This window comes from Leptolyngbya sp. CALU 1928 (assembly GCF_056784215.1).
Map to the genome: position 1 here is coordinate 246,772 of NZ_JBXBCE010000001.1, position 21,977 is coordinate 268,748.

Annotated in this window: 16 protein-coding genes; 7 read left to right on the forward strand and 9 right to left on the reverse strand. The window is 49.3% G+C overall.

Annotated elements, in window-relative coordinates; genetic code table 11:
* Positions 1–12 precede the first annotated feature (12 nt).
* Both AC1S5B_RS01140 and AC1S5B_RS01145 read right to left on the reverse strand, forming a co-directional pair.
* Entirely contained in the window at positions 13–1,410 is a 1,398-nt protein-coding gene (locus AC1S5B_RS01140) for a mechanosensitive ion channel (RefSeq protein WP_482033886.1), read from the reverse strand.
* A gap of 55 nt (positions 1,411–1,465) precedes the next feature.
* On the reverse strand, positions 1,466–1,621 hold the full coding sequence (locus AC1S5B_RS01145; RefSeq protein ID WP_482033887.1) for a hypothetical protein: 156 nt from the start codon (positions 1,619–1,621) through the stop codon (positions 1,466–1,468).
* Between the two features lie 170 nt (positions 1,622–1,791).
* Between AC1S5B_RS01145 and aqpZ the strand changes: the two genes are divergently transcribed.
* Together aqpZ and AC1S5B_RS01155 are read left to right on the forward strand one after the other, a co-directional pair.
* Positions 1,792–2,568, forward strand: a complete 777-nt coding sequence (gene aqpZ, locus AC1S5B_RS01150; protein WP_482033888.1) for an aquaporin Z — start codon at positions 1,792–1,794, stop codon at positions 2,566–2,568.
* 212 nt (positions 2,569–2,780) lie between these two features.
* Positions 2,781–3,869, forward strand: a complete 1,089-nt coding sequence (locus AC1S5B_RS01155; RefSeq protein ID WP_482033889.1) for a Gfo/Idh/MocA family protein — start codon at positions 2,781–2,783, stop codon at positions 3,867–3,869.
* 78 nt (positions 3,870–3,947) lie between these two features.
* Here the strand turns inward: AC1S5B_RS01155 and AC1S5B_RS01160 are convergent, their stop codons facing one another.
* The gene (locus AC1S5B_RS01160; RefSeq protein WP_482033890.1) at positions 3,948–4,748 is read right to left on the reverse strand and encodes an alpha/beta fold hydrolase; all 801 of its coding nucleotides are present in this window, start codon (positions 4,746–4,748) and stop codon (positions 3,948–3,950) included.
* 334 nt (positions 4,749–5,082) lie between these two features.
* Between AC1S5B_RS01160 and AC1S5B_RS01165 the strand changes: the two genes are divergently transcribed.
* Positions 5,083–5,646, forward strand: coding sequence for a Uma2 family endonuclease (locus AC1S5B_RS01165; RefSeq protein ID WP_482033891.1), 564 nt, complete (start codon positions 5,083–5,085; stop codon positions 5,644–5,646).
* Positions 5,647–5,712: 66 nt separating this feature from the next.
* On the opposite strand, the gene AC1S5B_RS01170 is transcribed toward AC1S5B_RS01165, so the two are convergent.
* A complete protein-coding gene (locus AC1S5B_RS01170) occupies positions 5,713–6,933 on the reverse strand; it encodes an RNA polymerase sigma factor, RpoD/SigA family (RefSeq protein WP_482033892.1) in 1,221 nt (406 codons plus the stop codon).
* Between the two features lie 486 nt (positions 6,934–7,419).
* Between AC1S5B_RS01170 and AC1S5B_RS01175 the strand changes: the two genes are divergently transcribed.
* The gene (locus AC1S5B_RS01175; protein ID WP_482033893.1) at positions 7,420–8,070 is read left to right on the forward strand and encodes an RNA polymerase sigma factor; all 651 of its coding nucleotides are present in this window, start codon (positions 7,420–7,422) and stop codon (positions 8,068–8,070) included.
* Between the two features lie 45 nt (positions 8,071–8,115).
* Here the strand turns inward: AC1S5B_RS01175 and AC1S5B_RS01180 are convergent, their stop codons facing one another.
* The gene (locus AC1S5B_RS01180; protein ID WP_482033894.1) at positions 8,116–10,698 is read right to left on the reverse strand and encodes a PAS domain S-box protein; all 2,583 of its coding nucleotides are present in this window, start codon (positions 10,696–10,698) and stop codon (positions 8,116–8,118) included.
* A gap of 243 nt (positions 10,699–10,941) precedes the next feature.
* On the opposite strand from AC1S5B_RS01180, the gene AC1S5B_RS01185 reads away from it, so the two are divergent.
* The gene (locus tag AC1S5B_RS01185; RefSeq protein WP_482033895.1) at positions 10,942–12,045 is read left to right on the forward strand and encodes a hybrid sensor histidine kinase/response regulator; all 1,104 of its coding nucleotides are present in this window, start codon (positions 10,942–10,944) and stop codon (positions 12,043–12,045) included.
* A 74-nt stretch (positions 12,046–12,119) separates the two neighbouring features.
* Here the strand turns inward: AC1S5B_RS01185 and obgE are convergent, their stop codons facing one another.
* From obgE to AC1S5B_RS01200, 3 genes are all read right to left on the reverse strand, one after another.
* Positions 12,120–13,127, reverse strand: a complete 1,008-nt coding sequence (gene obgE, locus AC1S5B_RS01190) for a GTPase ObgE (RefSeq protein WP_482033896.1) — start codon at positions 13,125–13,127, stop codon at positions 12,120–12,122.
* 162 nt (positions 13,128–13,289) lie between these two features.
* Positions 13,290–15,653, reverse strand: coding sequence for a CHAT domain-containing protein (locus AC1S5B_RS01195; protein WP_482033897.1), 2,364 nt, complete (start codon positions 15,651–15,653; stop codon positions 13,290–13,292).
* A 17-nt stretch (positions 15,654–15,670) separates the two neighbouring features.
* Positions 15,671–16,534, reverse strand: coding sequence for a tetratricopeptide repeat protein (locus AC1S5B_RS01200; protein WP_482033898.1), 864 nt, complete (start codon positions 16,532–16,534; stop codon positions 15,671–15,673).
* 252 nt (positions 16,535–16,786) lie between these two features.
* Here AC1S5B_RS01200 and AC1S5B_RS01205 point away from each other — a divergent pair, with 252 nt between their 5' ends.
* Both AC1S5B_RS01205 and AC1S5B_RS01210 read left to right on the forward strand, forming a co-directional pair.
* Positions 16,787–19,108, forward strand: a complete 2,322-nt coding sequence (locus AC1S5B_RS01205; protein WP_482033899.1) for a protein kinase domain-containing protein — start codon at positions 16,787–16,789, stop codon at positions 19,106–19,108.
* 95 nt (positions 19,109–19,203) lie between these two features.
* Complete coding sequence (locus tag AC1S5B_RS01210; RefSeq protein ID WP_482033900.1) at positions 19,204–20,673, forward strand: WD40 domain-containing protein; 1,470 nt, start codon at positions 19,204–19,206, stop codon at positions 20,671–20,673.
* Positions 20,674–20,681: 8 nt separating this feature from the next.
* Here the strand turns inward: AC1S5B_RS01210 and AC1S5B_RS01215 are convergent, their stop codons facing one another.
* Complete coding sequence (locus tag AC1S5B_RS01215) at positions 20,682–21,809, reverse strand: geranylgeranyl reductase family protein (protein ID WP_482033901.1); 1,128 nt, start codon at positions 21,807–21,809, stop codon at positions 20,682–20,684.
* Positions 21,810–21,977: the final 168 nt, after the last annotated feature.

Genomic DNA, 21,977 nt, shown 5'->3' on the forward strand with positions numbered 1-21,977 from the left:
GATTTAGGATTTCTACTGGCGCTTAAACTTGGTAAGCCATTCCCGCAGTTGCTCAGAGGCAACATCCCGTCCGCCTAAACCAAAGGCGATCGCGATCGCCACCGAAATTGCGCCGAGCAGCAAGCCAAACGCTAGATTAATAATATCGGGCGCAATCCCTACTTGCCGCAGTGCCAAGGCTGACACCAGCACCAAAATCGAAATTCTTGCCGTTTGCCCCAATATCTTAGATTGAGGGGTGCCAGAGCTAGCAATTAAATTGTAGGCAAGGTTGGCAAAATATAACCCCACTGCAAAAATTGCTAGACCCACCAAAATTTGCCCGAAAATCACCAACAGCCCACTGACCAAAACGGTCAAAGCAGGAATATTTAAAACGTCGATCGCCGCCACTGCTGCAATCAGCAAAATGCCAATCAGCGTCACGATTCCGGCAATTTCAGAAGGAGTACGGGTCGAAATCCCTCTGCCTGCATCGGGTTCAATGAGCAAGGGATCGTTGTTGTAAGGGCGATCGATCGGGGGCGGTGGGGGAATGACAACACCTTGGGACGGCAACCCTAACCAGACCAAAATATTGTTAAACCCAATGCTAGTCAGAAGATTAGTGACCAACTTCTGGACAAATTGCCCCACCACGTAGCCCGCTACCAGAATGAAAATCGCGGTGAGGATTTGCGGGATCGCTGCCAAAAATTGGTTGAGCAGACGCTGCACCGGCTGCAAGGGTCCTTGAAGGTCTAATACGTCAAAGAACGCAGGCAAGAAAAACAGCAGAATAAACCAGTAGAGAATGTCTCCTAAGGTTTCGCTGAGTCGCATCTGCCCCGATCGCGCAGTGGGACGATCGGTCGCTTGGTTTAACTTGTCATCCAATGAAAAAGAGTGAGCAATCCGAATTGCCACTAGTCGAGTAATGGTTGCCACCAACCACGCGATCGCTGCAATAATTGCCGCCCCACCAATCCGAGGCAGGTAAGCAAAAATTTGGTTGAGAAAATTATTCAGGGGTTGCGAAACGGTATTGAGGTTGAGTACGTTCAACGCTGCGACCACCGCGAGGATCATCACGATCCAAAACACAACCGTTGAGGCAATCCCCTCAATGCTAGTTTCGTTTTCTGGACTACCCGTCAGGTTCGTAATCCGATTATCTAAGTTTGTGCTGTTGAGCAGCTTGCGAACTAGGGATGCCAAAAATGCCGCAATCGCCCAACCAATTAGGAAGATGGCGATCGCTCCTACCAAATTGAAGAGCAATCCTGGTAAATCTCTTGTGATGTTGTCGAAAGCATCAGGAGCCGATGTAGTGGGAGTCACCACGGTAGGCGTTTGCCCAAGCAGTAGATTAAAACTCCTCATCGCACCACTGGCGATCGAGTACCCAGTACCCAAAGAACATTGAATCATGGTGCCCCTTTGAAAATTTCTAACGTCAAACAGCCTACAAAAGCCGTGAATCGCTCTAGTTTGCGCTAAAAAGCAAGGTTTGAGGATTTTTGTCGTTATTTATGCCGTGTTTCATTGCCAATAATACGGCAATCGCCAGAATTTCTTTGCTTTTCTCAACACGAATAAATACTGAGTTACGCGATCGCCATGCGATATACCCAATAGCCAAGATTGCCAGTGACCCCAATCGTCTGCACCTTAGAAAAAGGTAAGCCCACTAGAAACATTTAATAATTTACATTCTATTGATACTATTCAAGAGCTAAAAAAAAGCTTGGTAGCATAGATTACCAAATGCCGCATTTAGCAATTTGATTTTATTTGGAAGGATGAGCCGATATGCCTCTAACAAAAAAACTTCTTGCAGAATTTATTGGAACCTTCTGGTTAGTCTTGGGCGGCTGCGGTAGTGCTGTGCTTGCAGCCGCGTTTACGGGTGGAAAACTGACGGATCAAATTCCCTTTCCTTTAGGAATTGGGCTATTAGGCGTTTCGCTTGCCTTTGGTTTAACCGTTTTCACGGGGGCTTATGCGTTGGGTCATGTCTCCGGCGGTCATTTTAATCCAGCCGTGTCGTTTGGGCTGTGGGCTGGCAAGCGCTTTCCTGGCTCCGAATTGTTGCCCTACATCGTGGCTCAAGTACTGGGCGGAATTTTGGGCGCTGGCGTTCTCTATGTGATTGCGAGTGGTAAGCCAGGATTTGCGATTGATTCAACGGCGGCAGGTGTTTTCGCCACGAATGGATATGAGGCTTTTTCTCCCGGTGGCTTCAGTTTGCTTGCCTGCTTTGTCACTGAGTTTGTTTTGACTTTCATTTTCTTAATCGTCATTCTAGGGGCAACCGATCACCGCGCTCCTGTTGGGTTTGCGGGTTCTGCCATCGGCTTAGCGTTAACTCTGATTCACCTAATCAGCATTCCAGTGACGAATACTTCTGTGAATCCTGCTCGGAGTCTAGCGCCTGCTTTGTTTGTGGGTGGCACTCCTCTGGCACAGGTGTGGCTCTTCTGGTTGGCTCCAATTTTGGGCGCGATCGCCGCTGGCTTTTTGTACTACAACTTCTTTGAGCATCCTCGTCGAGTAGATACTCTAGATGAAGTCGCTAGCATCCGTTAGGGGGCTAACGACTGAGTTGAAGATTTTGATCAGGAGCGGTCAGTTTTTAGAAGGCGCGATCGCTCCTTTTTACGAATCGTCAGGATATATGCGGCACTTCCCCCAACAACCGCAGCGCAAATGATGGGAAAATAGGTTTTGCGGAGTGGAACCTCTGTTGGGGCACATTATCGGGAATCAAATAGTCAATTTTCTTTTTTCCCTTTTCTTTTATGTCTAAAATTGGCGTTGCGATTGTCGGCACTGGCTTTGGTCAAAAAGTCCATATTCCTGGGTTCCAGGCTCATCACCGAACTCGGATTGTGGCGGTCTATCATCGAGACTTGGCAAAGGCTGAAGCGATCGCCCATGCCCACAATATTCCCCGTGCTTGCAACAGTGTTGAGGCGATCGCGGCGTTGCCAGAGGTGCAGTCAGTCAGCATTTCGACCCCGCCGTTTCTGCATTATGAGATGGCAAAAACGGTTTTGAATGCCGGAAAACATTTGCTGCTGGAAAAACCGATGACGTTGAATGTGGCGGAGGCGGAAGAACTGCACGATCTAGCGATCGCCCAAGAACTCGTTACCACCATGAATTTTGAGTTTCGCTGTATTCCGGCGTGGCTGCGGTTGCAAGAATTATTGACCGAAGGCTATGTCGGAAAACCACGGCTGATCAAAGTAGATTGGTTGGTTTCTGGTCGAGCCGATGCTTCGCGTCCTTGGAATTGGTACGCCCAGAAAGAGTTAGGTGGCGGTGCTTTGGGGGCGATCGGTTCCCATACTTTTGATTACATTGCTTGGCTGTTTGGCTCCGTGCGGCGGCTGAATGCTCGATTAAGCGTGGCAGTCACCCAGCGACCCGATCCCCTCAGCGGTGCGCTGAAACCAGTCGATGCCGATGATGTTTGCCAGATTATGCTGGAGTTAGCAGACGGCACCCCTTGCCAAATCACCCTCAGCGCCGCTACCTATCAAGGGCGGGGGCATTGGCTGGAAGTATACGGCGATCGCGGTACGTTGATTTTGGGCAGCGCCAACCAAAAAGATTATGTCCATGGCTTCAACCTCATGGGCAGCCAAGCCGGGGAACCGCTCACAACCCTAGAAATTCCCGATCGCCTCGCCTTTCCGCACACTTGGGACGATGGACGGATTGCGCCCTTTGTTCGCATCATCGATCGCTGGGTTCAAGGCATCGATCAGGGAAAATCCCTAGCGCCATCCTTGCAAGAAGGGGTTTATTCTCAACTGTTAATGGATCTCGCCCACCAATCGAATCAATCTGGAACCTGGATCGAGGTTCCTCAATACCATTAAGGCAGATGACCGTAGGGGCGCGGCATGGGGGAAATTTTCTGGAACCCACTCACAATTTTGATACCCAATGCTACGCCCTTAATGACCCAAAGGCAGGGTGCAAACATTCTCCTCGATCAATAGTTTTTCTAGCAAATCGGAGATTTCGGCGGCTTGATTCATCACCATCAAATGTCCACCTGTGGTCAGGATGTAATCCGGCTTGATGAAGCGCATGAGAAAAATGCGATCGCCCGCACCATGAATATGCTGGAGATTTTCAGGAATCACATTATTTTTCCAGGTCACCACTTTATGGAACGACCACTTCAAAAAATGAGGATCAATATCTCGCAAGATTGCTTTGAGCATTTGTCGTTCTTCTATAGTCTTCAAGCTGAAAAACCAGTAGGCAAGCCAATATTCCGCCCAGAGCAAACTTTTAAAGGGAAACACACGATGAATTGGGAACCAGCGAAACATCCTGAAGTAGAACGGAACTTCACAGCAGGTTTTAATGCTAGAAATCAAGATTACTTTCTCGGTTTCAATTTGCTTAGCAATTTCAATCGCCATCATGCCGCCAAAAGACAACCCCACAATAATCGGGCGATCACAGTGAATTTGGGCAGTCAACCGCTGGGCATAGTCTGGCATCGTCTCGCCTCGCTCTGGCGGCACCCAATGAATATGCACTGGTCGATAGCCCTCACATTGCAACAGGCGAAACACCCGCTCATCGGTGCCTAACCCGCTGACGAAGTAGACATCTTTAAGCGACTTCTCAAGCTGATCTGTTGCCTCAGCCTGCCGAACAATTTCCTCTACCACTTGTTCCGGCGCTTGAGCTAGCTCAGCTTTTACCGATTCTAGAACAGCATTAGACTGGATCTCTGTCATCGCGATCGTTCTCTTAAAAGCCCATTTCCCTATTGTCAGGTTTTACCCCAAAAATGCAATAAACAATCCGTTAGGGCACCTCGATTCATTGGGGTACAGCAAGTTGAGAGTCAAACCCAATCTCACATCTAGAATGACTCAAATGACTCACTCGATGAACCAAGACTCCCCAGTCGCCCGCGTGAGGAGTGTCAAGATCTCACCTCTTTCTCGATTTGGGACACTCATTTTCGGATTTTTTGAGGTGCCCTGCATCTACAGAGTCAAATGCTATTCCATGGGCTTCTGTCTTAGAATTGACCCAAAGCCTCCAAACTTCTTGATCAAGCAGGTCATGGTACAAACCCCATCTAAATCTATAACTTTAGAGAGTTTCCTCACGCTGCCAGAAACCAAACCTGCCAGCGAATATATTGATGGACAAATCATCCAGAAGCCAATGCCACAAGGAAAACACAGCGCAATTCAAACTGAGTTTTCCACTCGCATCAACGCAACTCTCAAACCGCCCCAAGCTGCACGAGCATTTTCAGAGCTACGGTGTACATTTGGTGGACGCTCAATTATTCCAGATGTGTCTGTGTTTACGTGGGAGAGGATTCCACGGGATCAAAGTGGTGAGGTTGCTAATACTGTTCTAGTGGCTCCTGACTGGGCAATTGAGATTCTGTCGCCCGACCAAAGCCAAACGAAAGTGACCAAAAACATTTTGCACTGCCTCAATCATGGAACGCAAATGGGTTGGTTGATTGACCCCACCGAGCGAACTATTTTTATGTATCTGCCCAAGCAACAACTGCAAGTATTTGATGAACCGGGGCAAAAACTTTCAGTTCCAGCCTTTGCTCATGACTTACAACTCAATATCAAGTCTATATTTGACTGGTTGTTAGAGTAGCTTTTACCATGCGGGAAGCAAAAACTATAGCCACACCTGCGCGATCGCCCTTGATTCAGTTGCCCTTCAACCCAGCCAGCCCTTCAACTTTTCTGCCACTTGAGGACGACGCAGCTTTCGCATTGCTTTGCTTTGAATTTGGCGAACGCGCTCCCGTGAAAGGTTGAACAATCTGCCCACTTCTTCCAAAGTACAAGGCTTGCTGGAGCTTAAGCCATAGCGCAATGAGATAATGTCTTTTTCGCGCTCCGTGAGGACATTGCCCAACACTTCCCAAATGTCTTGTCGCAGCATGGTTTCGCTAATTTGTGATTCCGGCGATCGCGTATCAGAATCTTCTAGCAAATCCACTAGCTCGGTGTCTTCATCTTTGCCAATGCGATAGTTGAGTGAAAGCGATCGCCGATGCACCTGATGCAAGTTTTGCAGTTGCTCTGGGGTCACATCCAACGCCTGCGCCAGTTCTGTTTCAGTAGGATTCCGATTTAAGGAGCGCTTTAAATCTCGCTGGATCACCTTGAGCTTATTCAACTTTTCGACAATGTGAATCGGCAGACGAATAATCCGAGAATCATTGGCGATCGTTCGAGTAATGCCTTGCCGAATCCACCAATAGGCATAGGTCGAAAACTTATAGCCCTTTTCGGGATCAAACTTTTCAGTAGCGCGATTCAGCCCCAGGGCACCTTCTTGAATCAGATCTAGAAAGGGAACACCGCGATTGAGATAGCGTTTGGCAATAGAAACCACCAAGCGCAGATTGGAGCGAATCATGGTGCGCTTGGCAACCCGACTGCGATGAAGCTGGTGATCTAATTGGCGTTCGGTAAGCTGCATTTCTTGGGCAAGGGTTGCCTTGCTGGGCAATTGCCCTGAGTCACTTTGCAAGCGCGATCGCGTGGTTTCTACCTCTGCCATAAACTGAATGCGTTGGGCTAGTTCCAACTCCTCGTCAGCGGTTAATAACGGATACCGCGCCATCTCCTTAAAAAAAGCACCTACCCCGTCATCGGTTAACACTTTGCTATGACCCGACGGGCGCGCCGACGCAATTTCCTCTTCATGACTATCAATCAAATGATCAATGATCAAATCAGAATCCAGGTCTGGTTCAGGAGGGAGATCTAAACCTTCTAATACGCTCCCTTCTCGTGAAATATCATCCTCTACCAAGGGGGTAAGAGCATCCGCCAACTCAACTTCAGATAAATTTGACCGTTCTTCCACCTTGCCCAATGAGTAAGATAGCCTTGCAGAAGCATTGGAGGGTTTCATCGCTGGGGACATATGCATCTCAACTCGGTAAAGGGGAATTTGCCTGAACAACTTGAAGCGCGATGCCAAGACAATAAAAAATTGGGCGCAGGATATCTGCATATCTTAGCGACTCTAAAACCAAACCGCCTTAAACCTAGGACAGAGCAATTATGCTGAATACTAATGTGCTTGAGATTGCATCACTAGGTTTTGCAAAAGTCCTCTTTAGCTAAAATACTGGAAGTGAGTTTCTAAGTTGTTCCTAGAGTTACCAATGCGGGGTCTGAATCAAGATTTCACATTAAATGCGGTTTGCGAAATGCAAGGTGTCAAACCTGCATCTGCAATGTTTCTGGAATGACGCGCCATGCTCACATTGGCGACTGGGCATTCAGGCGACTGGGCATTCGTTCGAGGCATTCTCCACACTGAGTTAGGACAAACCATCAAAAAAGTTTTGTTGTTTGGCAAAAAAGGCGTATAGTAGGGGACATTTCGCTGTCACACGTGGTCAATATGGTGACTATTCCTACGTTTCCTGAAGCCAATCATCCCCTAATCAAATCCTTGGCGCACTACAGCGATCAGGAACTGCTGACCTTGTTTCAACGCCATTCCGATGCAGGGCAATACTTTACCGCGATTTTCTGCCGCTATAGTTCAATGGTTTATACCTTGATTCGCCACTCGGCGCGATCGCCCGTACAAGCCGATTACCTATTTGCCACCACTTGGCGACACATTTTTTATGAACTCGGCGGGTTAGATTTGCGATCTGCCACGGGCGAACCCATTTTGACGCTGCAAGCTTGGCTGCTCAACATTACGGCAATCTGCATCAACCAGGCTGATCTGCCTGCCGTGGAAACCATTCACTATAGCCTCAAAGAAGCCCCGCCGCCGCTCTGGTGCTACATTGAGCAAGCGTTAGACCAGATTCCGCCCGTGCTGCGGTTGATTGTGCTGATGGCGCAAACCTTTGGCTGGAGCGAAACCCGGATCTCTGCTTATTTGCAGGCAGAAGGGGAAGGCATGTCAGCGGCTGAAGTGCGGGTACGGCTGCAAGAAGGCTATCAGCGTTTAGAAGAAAACTTACCCGAAGATATTCGCGCGATTTATTTGGTTACTGAACAGTGGACGCAGGGCGATCGCGTGGCTGTGGTTTAGGCAAGGCAGGTTTCAGGTTTCGGGGACTGAATTTGCCATTTGCTTTCAGGCTTCGTTTGCGATCGCAAATGTAACTTGAAAAGCCGTTCCTGATCCGGGTAAGAGCGTTATATTTCCCTTAAGTTGATGAACCAGATTCCGCACAATTCGCATTCCTAAAGAGGGGGAATTTTGCCAATCCACAGCAATAGGAATGCCGACCCCGCTATCGCTCACTAACAGGGTGACCTGACATAGGTTAAGGGGCTGCTTAAAAACAGAAGTAAGACAAATTTTGATTTCCCCGAATTGCTCGTTGGGAAATGCATATTTCAAAGAATTGGAAACGAGTTCATTGATGATTAAGCCGCAGGAAATGGCAGTGTTGAGATCTAAATAGGTGTTGTGGGTTTCGATGCTGAAGGTGACTTGGTGAGAGTGGATGCCATAGGAACGGAGAAGATTGTTAACCAAGCTATGGAGATATTCATTCAGGTCAATCTCGGCTAGGTTGGACGATTGATAAAGTTGCTCATGAATCAATGCCATGGATTGCACTCGATTTTGAGCTTCTTGCAGGATGGTGAAGGTTTGTAGATTTTCTACTTTGCGGGATTGCATTCGCAGCAGACTTGAGACAATTTGCAGGTTATTCTTTACCCGATGATGGACTTCTTTGAGCAGCACTTCTTTTTCTTGCAGCGATTTTCTGAGGCTGGCTTCGGCTCGTTTACGATCGCCCAATTCGGTCTGCACTTGCTGATAAAGCGCGGCTTGTTGAATTCGCAGTAGTTGTTCGCGATCGGCTTGCTGGCGTAGGGTTTCTTCTGCTTGCTTGCGATCGGTAATATCGAGGGCAACCCCAAACAGGCGAGTCACTTGACCCGCAGCATTGCATTCTACCTGCCCCAAGCTAGATATCCAGGCAATAGAACCATCGGGACGAACAATGCGATGATCCACGGCATGGGGTTCGCCCTGCTCAAATGCCCGTTGTATCACCTGAGAATACAGGGCGCGATCGCTGGGGTGAATCAATTGGAGAATCTCTGCTATCGTGGGTTTGGGGCGATTGGGATCTAGCCCAAACAGGCGAAACAGTTCCGCAGACCAAACGCCTTGCTGGGTAATCAAATCGACTTCCCAACTGCCCACATGAGCAACACGTTGGGCTTCTGATAAACTTGCCTGACTGCGCCGCAGGGCTTCCTCGGTTTGGCGGCGCTCGGCATCTAACCGCTTGGCTTTAGTGATATCTTGGGGCATACAGAGGCTATATAATGGCTCACCTTGGGTGTCATAAACTAAGGCAACGGTCAGATCGACCCAGATGAAGTCGCCATTTTTGCATCGGTAGCGCTTTTCCAGGTGGAAGCGGGAGATTGAACCGGCTAAAAGTTGATCAAATAGGGTTAAGTCAGCAGTAATATCGTCGGGATGGGTGAGATCCATAAACGTCATCTGACAAAGTTCAAGGTCGCTATAGCCCAGCATTTCTTGATATTTGGCGTTGCTGCGTACCATGTAATGATCGTCTAGGGTCGCCAGCCCGATCGCCATGGGTGAGTTTTCAAAAAATGCGCGAAACTGCTCTTCACTCTGGCGCAAGGCTGCTTCGGTTTGCTTGAGCGTGGTGATGTCGCGCTCAATCACCAGAATGGATACCAGATTGCCATCCGGATCAAATTCAGGAATATTGTGAGATTGGAACCATTGCCCGTTGTTATAATTTGGGGTAAAAAATTCAACCGTCACGAGTTCGCGGTGTTGCACCACCATTTGCAGCGTTTTCTCCCAAAGTGCGACTGTCTCGGTCGGTAAGTTCAATTCGCGATCGCTTTTGCCTAACACTCGCGATCGCGGTAGTCCTAGAGTCCTTTCAGCCGCCGGGTTGAGATAGAGGTAGCAAAACGCGAGATCAAAGCGAAAAATCGCATCGGGGGAGTTTTCGGCAAGGGTGCGAAATTCTTGCTCTTGTTGGCGCAGGCTAGCTTCTGAAGCTTGCAGTTGCTGAGTTTGGGCTTGCACGTGCCGTGCTAGTTCAGCGTTTAGATCATGATAGGCTTCTTCGATCGCTTTAGACTCAGTAACGTCCATCGAAACTCCTAACATTTGCACCGGCTGTCCGGCGGAGTCATAGCGCCAACGGGTACGGTCAACAAGCCAGTGAATGCTGCCATCCGGGTGAATGACTCGATAGTCTATCTGGCGCACTGATCGGGTTTGGATTGCCTGTGCAGGCGTTGTTTCAACTCGCTCTCGATCGTCTGGATGCAGGCGATCGAGCCACCGTTCATAGCTGGGTTCCACTTCCCCCGGTTCATAGCCCAGTAGCTGATAGTTCGCCGCATTCCATTCCGTCTTTCCGGTGGCACGATCCCAAGCCCACAAGCTAACCTGGTTTAGGTCGATCGCCAGCCGTAGCCATATTTCACTTTGATCTAAGGTGGCAGCGATTTGCAGATGTTCGGCTTCATAACGCTGCTGATCAATCGCTTTTACAGTAGAAGCCGCTTTTATCTGCGCTAATTCTTGCCGACACTGCGCCAATTCTGCCTGTAGATCAGCGTTTTGAGTTTGCACGATAGATAAAGAATGGGCGATCGCCGCAGATTCAGAATCACCTTTAAAGTGGAAAAAGTCAGCCATAACTCAAACGGGTGAAAGATAAATAATCACACTACACATAAACTGTAGGGGCAGCAAGCCACAGTTATTGGTAAAAAGTCCTGATCCAACCGAGCGGCGGCTTTTGATGGAAATAGCAGCCAGAATAGGGCTCTTTCAGTATCCCCAAACTCTCTTGACTTATTATCTTCATGTCAGATTTTAAGTGGACTTTAACAATCAACTGTCCTGATCATATGGTTTTCACTGGGGGCACACGGGTTCATGACAACAATTTTGGTGATTGACGACGATGTATCGGTGCGAGAATCTCTCAAAGATCTGTTGGAAATGGAGGGATTTCAGGCGATCGTGGCGGACAACGGCATTGCGGGGGTGATGCTGGCTGAGCAACAAGTTCCTGATGCGATTTTGTGCGATGTGCAAATGCCAGACATGGATGGCTATCAAGTGCTGCAAACCCTTCAGGAAAGCTCGACGACTGCAACGATTCCATTCATTTTTTTAACCGCCAATGCGAGCAAGGAGAGCGTGCGCCGGGGCATGACTCAAGGAGCCGATGATTACCTGGTTAAGCCCTGCACCACTGAGGAATTGTTGGCAGCGATCGCCTCCCGCCTAACCAAACACACCGTCTTCCAATCCCAGTCTGAAAAACAGTTGAATAACCTCCGCAGCAGCATTTCGCTTTCTCTGCCCCATGAATTTCGCACTCCCCTAAGTGCCATTCTCACCTCGGCAGAACTGCTGGGTGGGATTGCGGATGAAGCGACTCCAGAAGAAATTTTAGAAATTGCCCAAACCATTCAATCGGGCACTAAAAAGCTATATCGCCTCGTTCAAAACTTTTTGTTGTATGCCAAGCTAGAACTGCTTCTGCGCGACGATACGCGATCGCAGACGCTGCCACAGGGCGAAACCTACGAACCGAGTAGTTTGATTACAGAAATCGCTACAAGACTGGCAAAACAGCGCGATCGCGCCGACGACCTGCAAATAAACCTAGATAATGCCATACTTGCCTGTCCTCACTTTGAGGTAGAAAAAGTAATAACGGAGTTGACGGATAACGCCTTCAAGTTCTCCCAACCCAGAACCCCCGTTCAAGTTTCAAGCCATCACGATCACACTGCCTATCACGTCACCATCATCAATCAAGGGCGCGGCATGACCCACGCTCAAATTGCTAGCATCGGTGCCTATATCCAGTTTGAGCGACAATATTATGAACAGCAAGGCGTAGGACTCGGACTCGCGATCGCCCATCGCTTGCTCAGCCTCTACAACGGACAGTTGATCATCAACAGCATCCCCAATCAATCAACCTGCGTAAAAGCCAGCTTTCCGCTATGGCAAGGTGAAGAGTAGGGGTCAGGGGTCAGGGGTCAGATATTTATGCCTCTCCGAAACCTGAAACCCGAAACCTGCTGTGAAACCTGACGTTATTCAACACTCGTCAATTGTTCTAGCTGTTGCCATACTTGATTCAGAACGCCATCCAATCCTTGGCGGGTGGCGGCGGAAATTTTGAAGATGGGGGCATGGCTGAGTTGATGCAGTTGGGCAGCGATCTCGTCTATATCCACAGATTCATCCACGGCATCTAGTTTGCTGAGTGCCACAATTTGAGGACGATCCGCTAAGCCGCGATCGTAGGCGTGGAGTTCGGCTTGAATCGTTTGATAGTTGGCGATCGGGTCTTCGCTGGTCACATCAATCAGGTGGAGCAATAGGCGAGTGCGTTCAATGTGACGCAAGAAGTCAAATCCTAGCCCAATGCCCAAATGTGCCCCTTCAATCAATCCCGGAATATCAGCAAACACGGTGCCGTCGCCCGTGGGTTTCCGTACTACGCCTAGATTAGGCACCAGCGTTGTAAAGGGATAGTCGGCAATTTTGGGTCGCGCGGCTGAGACTGCTGAAATGAACGTAGACTTTCCGGCATTGGGCAACCCGATAATCCCCACTTCTGCCAGTAATTTCAACTCTAACCGCAGCATCCGACCATCTCCGGGCAATCCGGGCAGGGCTATTTCGGGAGCGCGATTGTGATTGGTCAAAAAACAGGCGTTGCCTAAACCACCTTTGCCGCCCTTCGCTACACATACGGTTTGTTCGGGTTCTACTAAGTCGCCCAGTAATTCTTCGGTTTCTGCATCAAAAATGATGGTGCCACAGGGAACTTCAATAATGCGATCGTGCCCCGATGCTCCTGTGCATTTATTCGGTCCACCCCGAACCCCGTCATCTGCCTTATACAAACGGTTGTAGCGAAAATCTAGCAAAGTTTGCAGGTTCTCTACAGCTTTCACCAGCACCGAGCCACCCCTGCCCCCCGTGCCGCCGGAAGGTCCACCCGCAGGCACATACTTTTCTCGCCGGAAAGCAACCATTCCGTCGCCGCCATCCCCTGCCTTCACTTGAATTTCGGACTGATCAATAAATTGCATAGAACGCTCAGAATTCTCTCAATAGCAGGGTTCGATGGCGATAGTATTCACTTAAAGATATGAACTAGACACTATCGCAGCGATCCACCATTATACACGCAAACCAAGCCCCCTGTTTTGATGGTAAGTCGTGCATCCTTGATTCGGCAAATAGGCTGAACATCACAGCCCGTTTCCCGTCAAAACAAACGGTGCCCAGTAATAGGGATGCTGATAATTGGGATGGTCAATTAAGCTCAACTGCGCTCGTCGCAGGGCTGATGATTGCGTCACCGGTGCTGAGGGTGTGCTTTTGGCAAGCTGACTATAAAACTCATGCATCAGCCCTTGGGTGCTGGCATCATCCACTAGCCAGAGCGATGCCAGCACCGTACCCGCACCGCGAGTGAGGAAGTAGGAACTTAATCCCGAAATTTCGATGCCGTCTTGGTCTGCGCCTCCCAATGCCGTTTGACACGCCGATAGCACCACCAGCGCCACTTGGTTCAAGTACTGCAACGTTTGAATTTCAGGAATGGTCAGCTTTTTGCCGTTGCCCAAAAGTAGGTAGGAATCTTCGGGGCGACCCGGCACAACCGCCGCATGAGTCGCCATATGCAAGACTTGATGTCCTATTAACTTATCTCGCAAAATAGGGAAGTTAAACGATTGATTGAGAAACTTCAAGCCGGGATAAATGCCTTGGGGATCGGTGCCATTTTGCCGGACGATCGCATCTAATTCCTTCGGGACATTTGGCAACGCTCGTTCCTCTTTAAATTCAGAGGCACCCAATGCCAAAACGCGAGTATCGGCAACTCGGACGGGTAGGCGTTTAGTCAGATCGGTTGATCCGGCAGTCAGAATGGTAGAAACAATGTAGGTTTCAATCAGGTATTGCTTGCCGTCAAACAGGGCAGCCATTGGAATGTAGCGGGTGACGCGATCGAGGGAAAATACCAGGTTTTTGATTTGGTTTGCTTTGAGTTCTTTTTCAATCGGCTGAATGAGCCACTTGTATAGCACTTGCCCTTTTTCTCGGACTGTTTTCTGCCCCAAGCTATATTGGGACACCGCTTCCCGAAACTCCAGTACGGCTTTGCCCAATTCCTTCCGACTCACGGGCACTTCCTGACTTTTCAAAATGCCGCCCTTCGATGCCCACAGCAGCCACAGTTTCTCGTCTTGAACAAAGGGATAAATCAATACTGTGTCGGGTTGGGCTTCTACAATTTGCCGGATTTTGCCCGTGTGCGTGGGGTTTAATGCATCGGGATCACCCCGCTTTGCTAAATCTTTGACCAGTGCGTTGGCAGTTTGAATGTATTGCCCGATCAGCATATCGAGTTGGTCGCGCAGTTGAGTTTGCTGGGCACACTGGGTGCGATCGCACTCGTACAGTTTTTTGCCAAACGCGATCAGGCTGCCATGCTGTTGCTGAATCGTAGTTTCGATTTTGGTCAGGGCGATCGCGGTGGGGTTGGTGGATGGATTAGCATTACGAGTGAACTCTCTGAGTTCTTGAACTTTCAGCAGTTCCAACACAGCTTGCGCTTCTAAAATGCGCCCTTGGGAGAGCAGTAAGTCGGCGAGGGTTCGATAGGTCTCGGCAACCGTCTGAGTGTAAGACTCTTGATCATCTTGGGGCAGTTGGCGTAGATTGCGCCGGATGGCTTCGCGCGTATTGACGGATTGTTTGTAGAAAGCGATCGCTAAATCTGGCTGCTGTTGAATTTGCGCCACGGTGCCAATGTTGCTCAAAACCGTTGCCTCCCCTGCGCGATCGCCCACTTCCATATAAATGCCCAACGCGTGCCGAAAGGGTATGAGTGCTTGAGAATACTGCTGAAGTTGAAACTGAGTGACCCCACTGTAATTGAGCAAATTAGCCTGGTTTGGGCGATCGCCAATGGCTTGATAGACTTTAAGCGATTGCTGATAGCGCTCCAACGCTTGAGGATATTCCTGCAAAAAATAGTGAATTAGCCCCAACATCGTCAAGTTTCTGGCTTCACTCTGGCGATCGCCCGATTTTTGCGCCGATGCCAAATCTTTTTGCACAATGTCTCGCCGTTTCAGCAACTCTTGAGAGGTCGGCTTTTGATGCAACCGTGCATCTGTTTTGCCAGCCACTACCAGTGCCGTCTGATAAAACTGAATCCAAGGGGATGTATCGGGACGCTTAGAAAGTCGGTTAACAAAATCGGTGAGTGGATCATTTTTCCCCAATTTGCGGTAAACCAGCGCTAGCTTACCCTGGATCATTACCTGCCCAATCCTGTCATTATTTTCTTCAAAAAAGTTGTCTGCCTGTTTGTAGGTCGCTAGAGCATTGGCATATTGCCCTTGAATATCTTGAATATCGGCGATCGCCATCAGCGTTGCTCCAGCCGATGAGTGATAGCCCAGCTCTTTCCGCAAGGCAAGGGCGCGACGATAGATCTCCAGCGCTTCGGGATATCGTCCTTGGGCTTGATATACCTCACCGATGTTGTGCAATGCCTGTGCTTTCTGTCCCTTGGATGATCTCTGTTCGGCGATCGCCAATGCCGCTTGATATGCCTCTAGCGCTTTGGGGTATTGAGCTTTTTTTTTTGCAGTTCGCCAATGTTGTTCAAAATTTCGGTTTCTATTTTAGACTCCGGTATCGTTTTGGCGATCTCTAACGCTTTTTGATACAGTTCTAAAGCTTGAGCATCTTGCTTCTGCTCGGAATATACTTTCCCCATGGCATTTAGAATGGTCGCTTCCCACAATGCCTTTTCAGGAATATCCTGAGCCGCTGTAATGGATTGTTGATAAAACGAGAGTGCCTGATCAGTCTGCTTAAGCTTGCGATAAGCTGCCCCCATGCCAAACAGCGCAAGAGATTCTCCCCGCTTATCCTGCGCTAGTCTAAACAGCGTCAACGCTTCACGATACGATTCCAACACTTTGGCATGTTGTTTAGTATCTTGCTGCAAGTTGGCGATCGATAACAACACAAGACCTACTCTTGAGGGCTGGTTTAACGCTTTACGAATTGCCAATGCTTTCTGATAAGCCTCCATCGCTTCTGCTGTTTGTTTTTGGGCTTTATGTAGGGTGCCTATTTTTTGCAGAATGGTGCTTTCTAGGGCGCGATCGCCTGTTTGTTCCGCCTGTTTCAGCGCTTGACGGTAGGTTGCTAGCGCTTCTCGAAATTGCTTGGTTGTTTGCTGCTGTTCCGCTTGCTGCATCAACTGACGCATTTCGGTTTTAGCTTGGACAATGAACTGTTTCCGAGCGTCTTTCGCAAACTGATTCGCCTCTAAACGGCTGTCTGCCCTGGTTGGGTCTGCAATCGTTTGAGCATTTGCAGCGCGTGGAGTAAAAAGCGGCAGCGGAGCCAAGAAAAAGCAAAGGAGAGAAGCCGGGATAAAAATCAGCCAGCGGTGAAGTAGGTTCATAGAACGGGGTGAATAGAGTAAATCACTAAGCTAGTGCTGCTCAATTTATCATCAGGGAACCCAAAAAATATGCAGGTTTATCTCATACCGTTTTGAGTTTTGAGTTCTAAAACACAGAGGCATTGCCGTTTTCAGAAAGCCATCTGTCACGTTTCAATTTCAATTTCAAATTGGCATTACAACTGTCTTGAGATTGGCAGAGGCGAAAGCTAGCAAACGGCTATCATAGGCTGTACTTGGTGACTACCAGTCATGACCTATTGCCTCAACCCTGATTGCCAAAAGACGCGCAATCCTGATAGTGCAAAAATCTGCCGCAACTGTGGAGCAACGCTGTGGCTGAAGGATCGCTATCGGGCGATCGCCGCGATCGGTCAAGGGGGTTTTGGCAGAACCTTTTTGGCGGTGGATGAAGACAAGCCCTCCAAGCCGCGCTGTGTGATCAAGCAGTTTTTGCCTGTTGCCCAAAATCCACGCAATCTCAAGAAAGCCGCCGATTTATTTGAAAAAGAGGCGGTGCGGCTGGAAGAACTGGGGCATCATCCGCAGATTCCCGAACTGTTCGCCTACTTTCGCCAAGACGGACAGCAGTATTTGATTCAAGAATTTATCTATGGCACAACCCTTGCCGATCTGCTGACCCAAGGAGCCTTTGCCGAAGGACAGGTGCGGGAAGTGCTGACTAGCCTTTTGCCTGTGCTGGAGTTTATCCACGGGCATAACGTGATTCATCGGGACATTAAACCCGGCAATATTATCAGCATGACCAATGCACGGGGCGATTTGGCATTTCCCCCACCCGGCAAACTCGACTGGACAACATTGCAGCAAGCTCTTGCGACTGAAGCCGCTCAGGGTTTTCGGAATGTCATCAGTCCGTCCTACCGATTTCATGAATTGCTTAGTTTTAGTTTGTCTCAACTGCCGAGAGAGTTTGCGATCGCGCTACAAACCTACGGTGAACAACTCTCTGCCCAATTCATTCGCTATCCCGCTCTACCCCTAGCCCAACGTCAATATCTGGTTGCCGATGCCAATCGCTTGGTGTTTGAACTACGGCAAGCATCCGAATCTAAACGGGAAGAAGTGGCGATTCCCGCAGGGATCGTTCCACGAATCGGGCGCTTAGGGCTGGTGGATTTTGGAGCCGCCAAATCGGTGAAGGGGTTGGAGCCGATGCAAACAGGAACCACGATCGGCAGTCCAGAGTATGTGGCACCGGAACAGGCGCGTGGGAAAGCTGTTTTTGCCAGTGATTTATATAGCTTGGGCGTAACTTGTATTCACTTATTGACCCAGCTTTCGCCCTATGACTTGTTTGATCCCCATGAAAACTCCTGGATTTGGCGTAAGTCCTTAACCTATCCCGTCAGCGACAAGCTGGGGTTTGTTTTAGATAAACTGCTGGAACCTGCCCTTCCCCGGCGATATCACTCTGCAATCGAAGTATTACAGGATTTAGAGGGAGCGACTCCCGTAGGGATTCCTGTGGAAAGCTTTGCGAACGTTCCACGAATCGCCGTCTCCGCCGCCGCCCTATCCGCTGCATCCATGCCGATCGCCATCTCCCCGGCTCAGCCCTCGTTTCAAATTACTCCCCGCCCCCGCTTAATCTCTCCCGGATTAGCACCTGCCTTGGAAGCCGATCCGACAATTTTGAATGCGCCGCCAGAACCACCAAAGTCAAAGCGTAAAGTTTCACCAAGCTGGCACTGCACTCATACCTTCGAGGCGATGGGCAGAATTTATGCGATCGCCCTCAGCCCCAAGGAACCCATTTTGGCAAGCGCGATTGGCAACACGATTAAACTCTGGGATCTCGACACCCTCCAACCCCTCCGCACGCTCACCGGACATCTGGATATTATTCCCGCGATCGTCATCAGTCCCGACGGCAATCTGTTGATTAGCGGCAGTGCCGACAAAGCCATTACCTTCTGGGACATTGCTACTGGCAGGCGGCTGGCAAATCTGCCCCTACACGCCGATACCGTATTAGCCCTCGCCGTATCGCCCGTGGAAAAACTCCTTGCCAGCAGCAGTTTTTACGATCCCATCACCCTATGGGATATGGCGTTGGGGCACAAACGTCATGGCTTGTTAGGGCATTCTACCCGGATTGATGCGCTGGCGTTTAACCCTGATGGCACCCTACTGGCAAGCGGCAGTGGCGATCGGACGATCAAACTCTGGAGTACAGATACTGGCGAAGAATTCCGTACTCTTACGGGACATACTCATCAAATTTCCAGTCTGGCGTTTAGTCCCGATGGCAATACTTTGGCAAGCGCCAGTTGGGATGGCACGGTCAAACTATGGAACTTGAAAACCCGCCGCCCAGGACGGTCTCTAGAGGCATCGGGACGCGTGAATAGTCTGGCATGGAGCGCTGATGGTAATAAATTGGCGATCGCCAGCGACACTCTCCAAATTTGGACTCCTGCCTCTCGGAAAACCAATCCCGTCCTATCGGGACATACGGATGCTATTACTGCCGTGATTTTTGGACGCGATGACTTTACTCTGATTAGCGCTAGTGGCGATCGCACCATCAAACTTTGGCGTTGGGAATAGGCTCAATTTGCTGTGGACTCGTTACAGCAAAATCAATTAAGGGAACGCTAAGTACTACGTCTCACGAGTTTTCTTTAGCATTGCAAATTTGCTGCATGGTGGAAATCAACCGCTACTACACAATCCTAGGACTTGCCCCCAACGCACCTCTCGCAGAAGTCAAACAAGCTTACCGAACTCTGGCAAAAATTTGGCATCCCGATCGACTTAGCCAAGAACCTCAGCTAAAGCTACAGGCGGAAGCAAAGATCAAGCTGATTAATGAAGCCTATCAACACCTCAAAGATCACCTGTCCACGCCGATGCCCGTCGATCGCGCCACTCTTGAATCACCGCCAGCATCACCGCCAGCCTCTACGGAAGTCTCCACTAGGCACACTAGACCAGAGATTTACTACAACCAAGGAGCCGAACACGCTAAAGACGGTCGCTATAAAGAAGCTTTGCATGACTTCAGCATGGCAATTCGACTGAATCCTAACTATGCTGAAGCCTATCGCTATCGGGGGTTTATAAACTCAATGTTGGGATTTGAGTTGGGCGCAGAAGCCGATTTGCAGAAGGCAAAAACACTTGGATTAAAAAAATCATCCACTGCCCAAAATACCTCAGCCAAGCAACAAACGCCTGCGGCTCATGCTTCAACAACACCATCACCCACAGCGAAGAAAGCGCCTTTTTCTCAATCGTGGAAATGTGTGCAAACCTGGCAAGACCCCTCAGGGGCTGTGACAACTATTGCCCTCAGTCCAGATGGGAAAATGCTGGCAAGTAGCAGCACAGACAACACGGTGAAACTTTGGAACCTGCGAACGGGCAAAGTATTTTGCAGCCTAACGGGTCATACGGCTTGGGTTCTATCGATCGCATTTAGCCCCGATGGGCAAGTGCTTGCTAGCGCCAGCGAGGATCACACTATTAAACTTTGGCACCTAAAAACTGGCTCGTTAATCCGCACCTTCACTGGGCATACCCAAGCGATCGCAACTATTGCCTTTAATCCAAATAGACAAACTCTGATCAGCGCAGGTCAGGATGGACTAATCAAAGTGTGGAATTTATCTGCTGGAAAATTTTCTCACGATCTGCCCTTACCGATGATTCCAGTTCGGGCGATCGCCATTAGCCCTGATGGTCAGATATTGGCGATTGCGAACCGCGATCGCACACTCATACTGTGGCATTTACCGCTCAATCAAATTCTCCGAACCTTAATCTGGGACAGTGACTTAACTGCTAACGTCACTTTTAGCAACAGGGGTCGATATCTGGCTTTTGCCAACGCCGACCACACTATCAAAATTTGGGATGTGCAATCAAACGCGATCAAACACACTATTTCTGCCCACTCAGACTTAATCAAAGCGCTGGCATTTAGCCCTAATGAAAAAGTGCTTGCCAGTGGCAGCAAAAATCAAACCATCAAACTGTGGAACATGGAAACAGGCAAGTCATTAGACACTCTAAAGGGTCATCGAGACACCATTAAATCAGTTGCATTCAGCCCAGACGGTCAAACTTTATGGAGCGCCAGTTTCGACAAAAGCATCAACCTATGGCGTTGAGAATAGGCTCATCCCATACCAGGAATTAAACCACCGCTCAAGCGGCTCATTGCAGTACTAGCGATATCAGAATAGCGAAGTTGACCGCATAGAATTTTCCCAAAGGCAGCCGTTGCTGTGGGTCGCTTAATGCCTTTTTTGTAGGCAAGCCCTGGAAATCGGTAAAAAGCTCCGGCAATGCGCTGTGCCCAAAGCATTTCTGATCCCCAGCGATCGTGGATTACCTGAGTGTAGTTTTCTAATGCGTTTAATTTGCCCACCAGCGCTTGGTCGATCGCCTCGGCTGCTTTTACACCCGTAAACATTGCCGGACGAACTCCCTCGGCAATCAATGGATCGACCATGCAAGCGGCTTCTCCTGCCAACACAGCATTTTGCGTGTGCAGCTTTTGGTTGCCATCCCATAAACAAATCGGCTGCACAAACTGCTGACAGTCCGCCGGATTAATTCCCGTTTGCTTAGCAAAGTCTGCCATGATAACGTGCAAGTCCGACGGCTCGTTTCCGCGAAAAGTTGCCCCCGCAATCGAGCAGCGATCGCCCTTGGGAAAGCTAGAAATATAGCCATTTTTGACCATGCCAAATTCAAACTTGGCGATATGAGGCTGGTTGCCAGCAGTAGAGGATTCTAGGATCGTTCCCATCCGTTGTTTAGCCTGTTTGAATCCCAACCATTGCCGCATTGAACCAGCGGCTCCATCGGCAGCAATCAAATAGCGGGCTTCAATCGTGCCATTGGCGGTTCTAACGTGCCAGCGATCGCCCTTAAACTCAATGCCCGTTGCAGTTGTGTTATCTCGTAGTTCCACGCCTTGCGCTTGCGCCTGCTGCACCAAGAAATGGTCAAAAACATCCCGCTGCACCATCCACATGGGTTCTGTGGCTTCGAGATGCGCTTCCACTGGATCTTCTAACTTCCACGTATATCGCAGGTTTTCGACCTTGCAAGCGATCGCGGGTGAAAAGTCAAAATCAAACCATTGGGCAACTTCAGGAGATACGCCACCCGCACAAGGTTTGTATCGAGGGAGTGCCTGCTTTTCTAGCAAAATTACCGAACGTCCACGTTTTGCTAAGTGATAGGCGGCAGAAGCACCCGCCGGACCTGCCCCTACAACGATACAATCAAACGCCATGACGGAACACTCCTCTAAATTAATCCAACTGCACTGTATTTTGCCAAGTTAGCTTACCGCCGCCCTATCAAACAATGGTTTAGAAAAGAGTTCTTTAAAGCTCCATAGAAGCGCTATTTTAAGGCGCAACACCCCGTTTATGAAACAGATTATTTGCTGCGCCCAACG

Excerpts from the sequence above, each read along its gene's own strand:
- AC1S5B_RS01165 (WP_482033891.1), top strand. The coding sequence starts at position 5,083 with ATGGTACAAACCCCATCTAAATCTATAACTTTAGAGAGTTTCCTCACG.
- AC1S5B_RS01200 (WP_482033898.1), bottom strand. The coding sequence starts at position 16,534 with ATGAACCTACTTCACCGCTGGCTGATTTTTATCCCGGCTTCTCTCCTT.
- AC1S5B_RS01205 (WP_482033899.1), top strand. The coding sequence starts at position 16,787 with ATGACCTATTGCCTCAACCCTGATTGCCAAAAGACGCGCAATCCTGAT.
- AC1S5B_RS01210 (WP_482033900.1), top strand. The coding sequence starts at position 19,204 with ATGGTGGAAATCAACCGCTACTACACAATCCTAGGACTTGCCCCCAAC.
- AC1S5B_RS01140 (WP_482033886.1), bottom strand. The coding sequence starts at position 1,410 with ATGATTCAATGTTCTTTGGGTACTGGGTACTCGATCGCCAGTGGTGCG.
- AC1S5B_RS01155 (WP_482033889.1), top strand. The coding sequence starts at position 2,781 with ATGTCTAAAATTGGCGTTGCGATTGTCGGCACTGGCTTTGGTCAAAAA.
- AC1S5B_RS01215 (WP_482033901.1), bottom strand. The coding sequence starts at position 21,809 with ATGGCGTTTGATTGTATCGTTGTAGGGGCAGGTCCGGCGGGTGCTTCT.
- aqpZ (WP_482033888.1), top strand. The coding sequence starts at position 1,792 with ATGCCTCTAACAAAAAAACTTCTTGCAGAATTTATTGGAACCTTCTGG.
- AC1S5B_RS01160 (WP_482033890.1), bottom strand. The coding sequence starts at position 4,748 with ATGACAGAGATCCAGTCTAATGCTGTTCTAGAATCGGTAAAAGCTGAG.
- AC1S5B_RS01185 (WP_482033895.1), top strand. The coding sequence starts at position 10,942 with ATGACAACAATTTTGGTGATTGACGACGATGTATCGGTGCGAGAATCT.
- AC1S5B_RS01170 (WP_482033892.1), bottom strand. The coding sequence starts at position 6,933 with ATGTCCCCAGCGATGAAACCCTCCAATGCTTCTGCAAGGCTATCTTAC.
- AC1S5B_RS01180 (WP_482033894.1), bottom strand. The coding sequence starts at position 10,698 with ATGGCTGACTTTTTCCACTTTAAAGGTGATTCTGAATCTGCGGCGATC.
- obgE (WP_482033896.1), bottom strand. The coding sequence starts at position 13,127 with ATGCAATTTATTGATCAGTCCGAAATTCAAGTGAAGGCAGGGGATGGC.
- AC1S5B_RS01175 (WP_482033893.1), top strand. The coding sequence starts at position 7,420 with ATGGTGACTATTCCTACGTTTCCTGAAGCCAATCATCCCCTAATCAAA.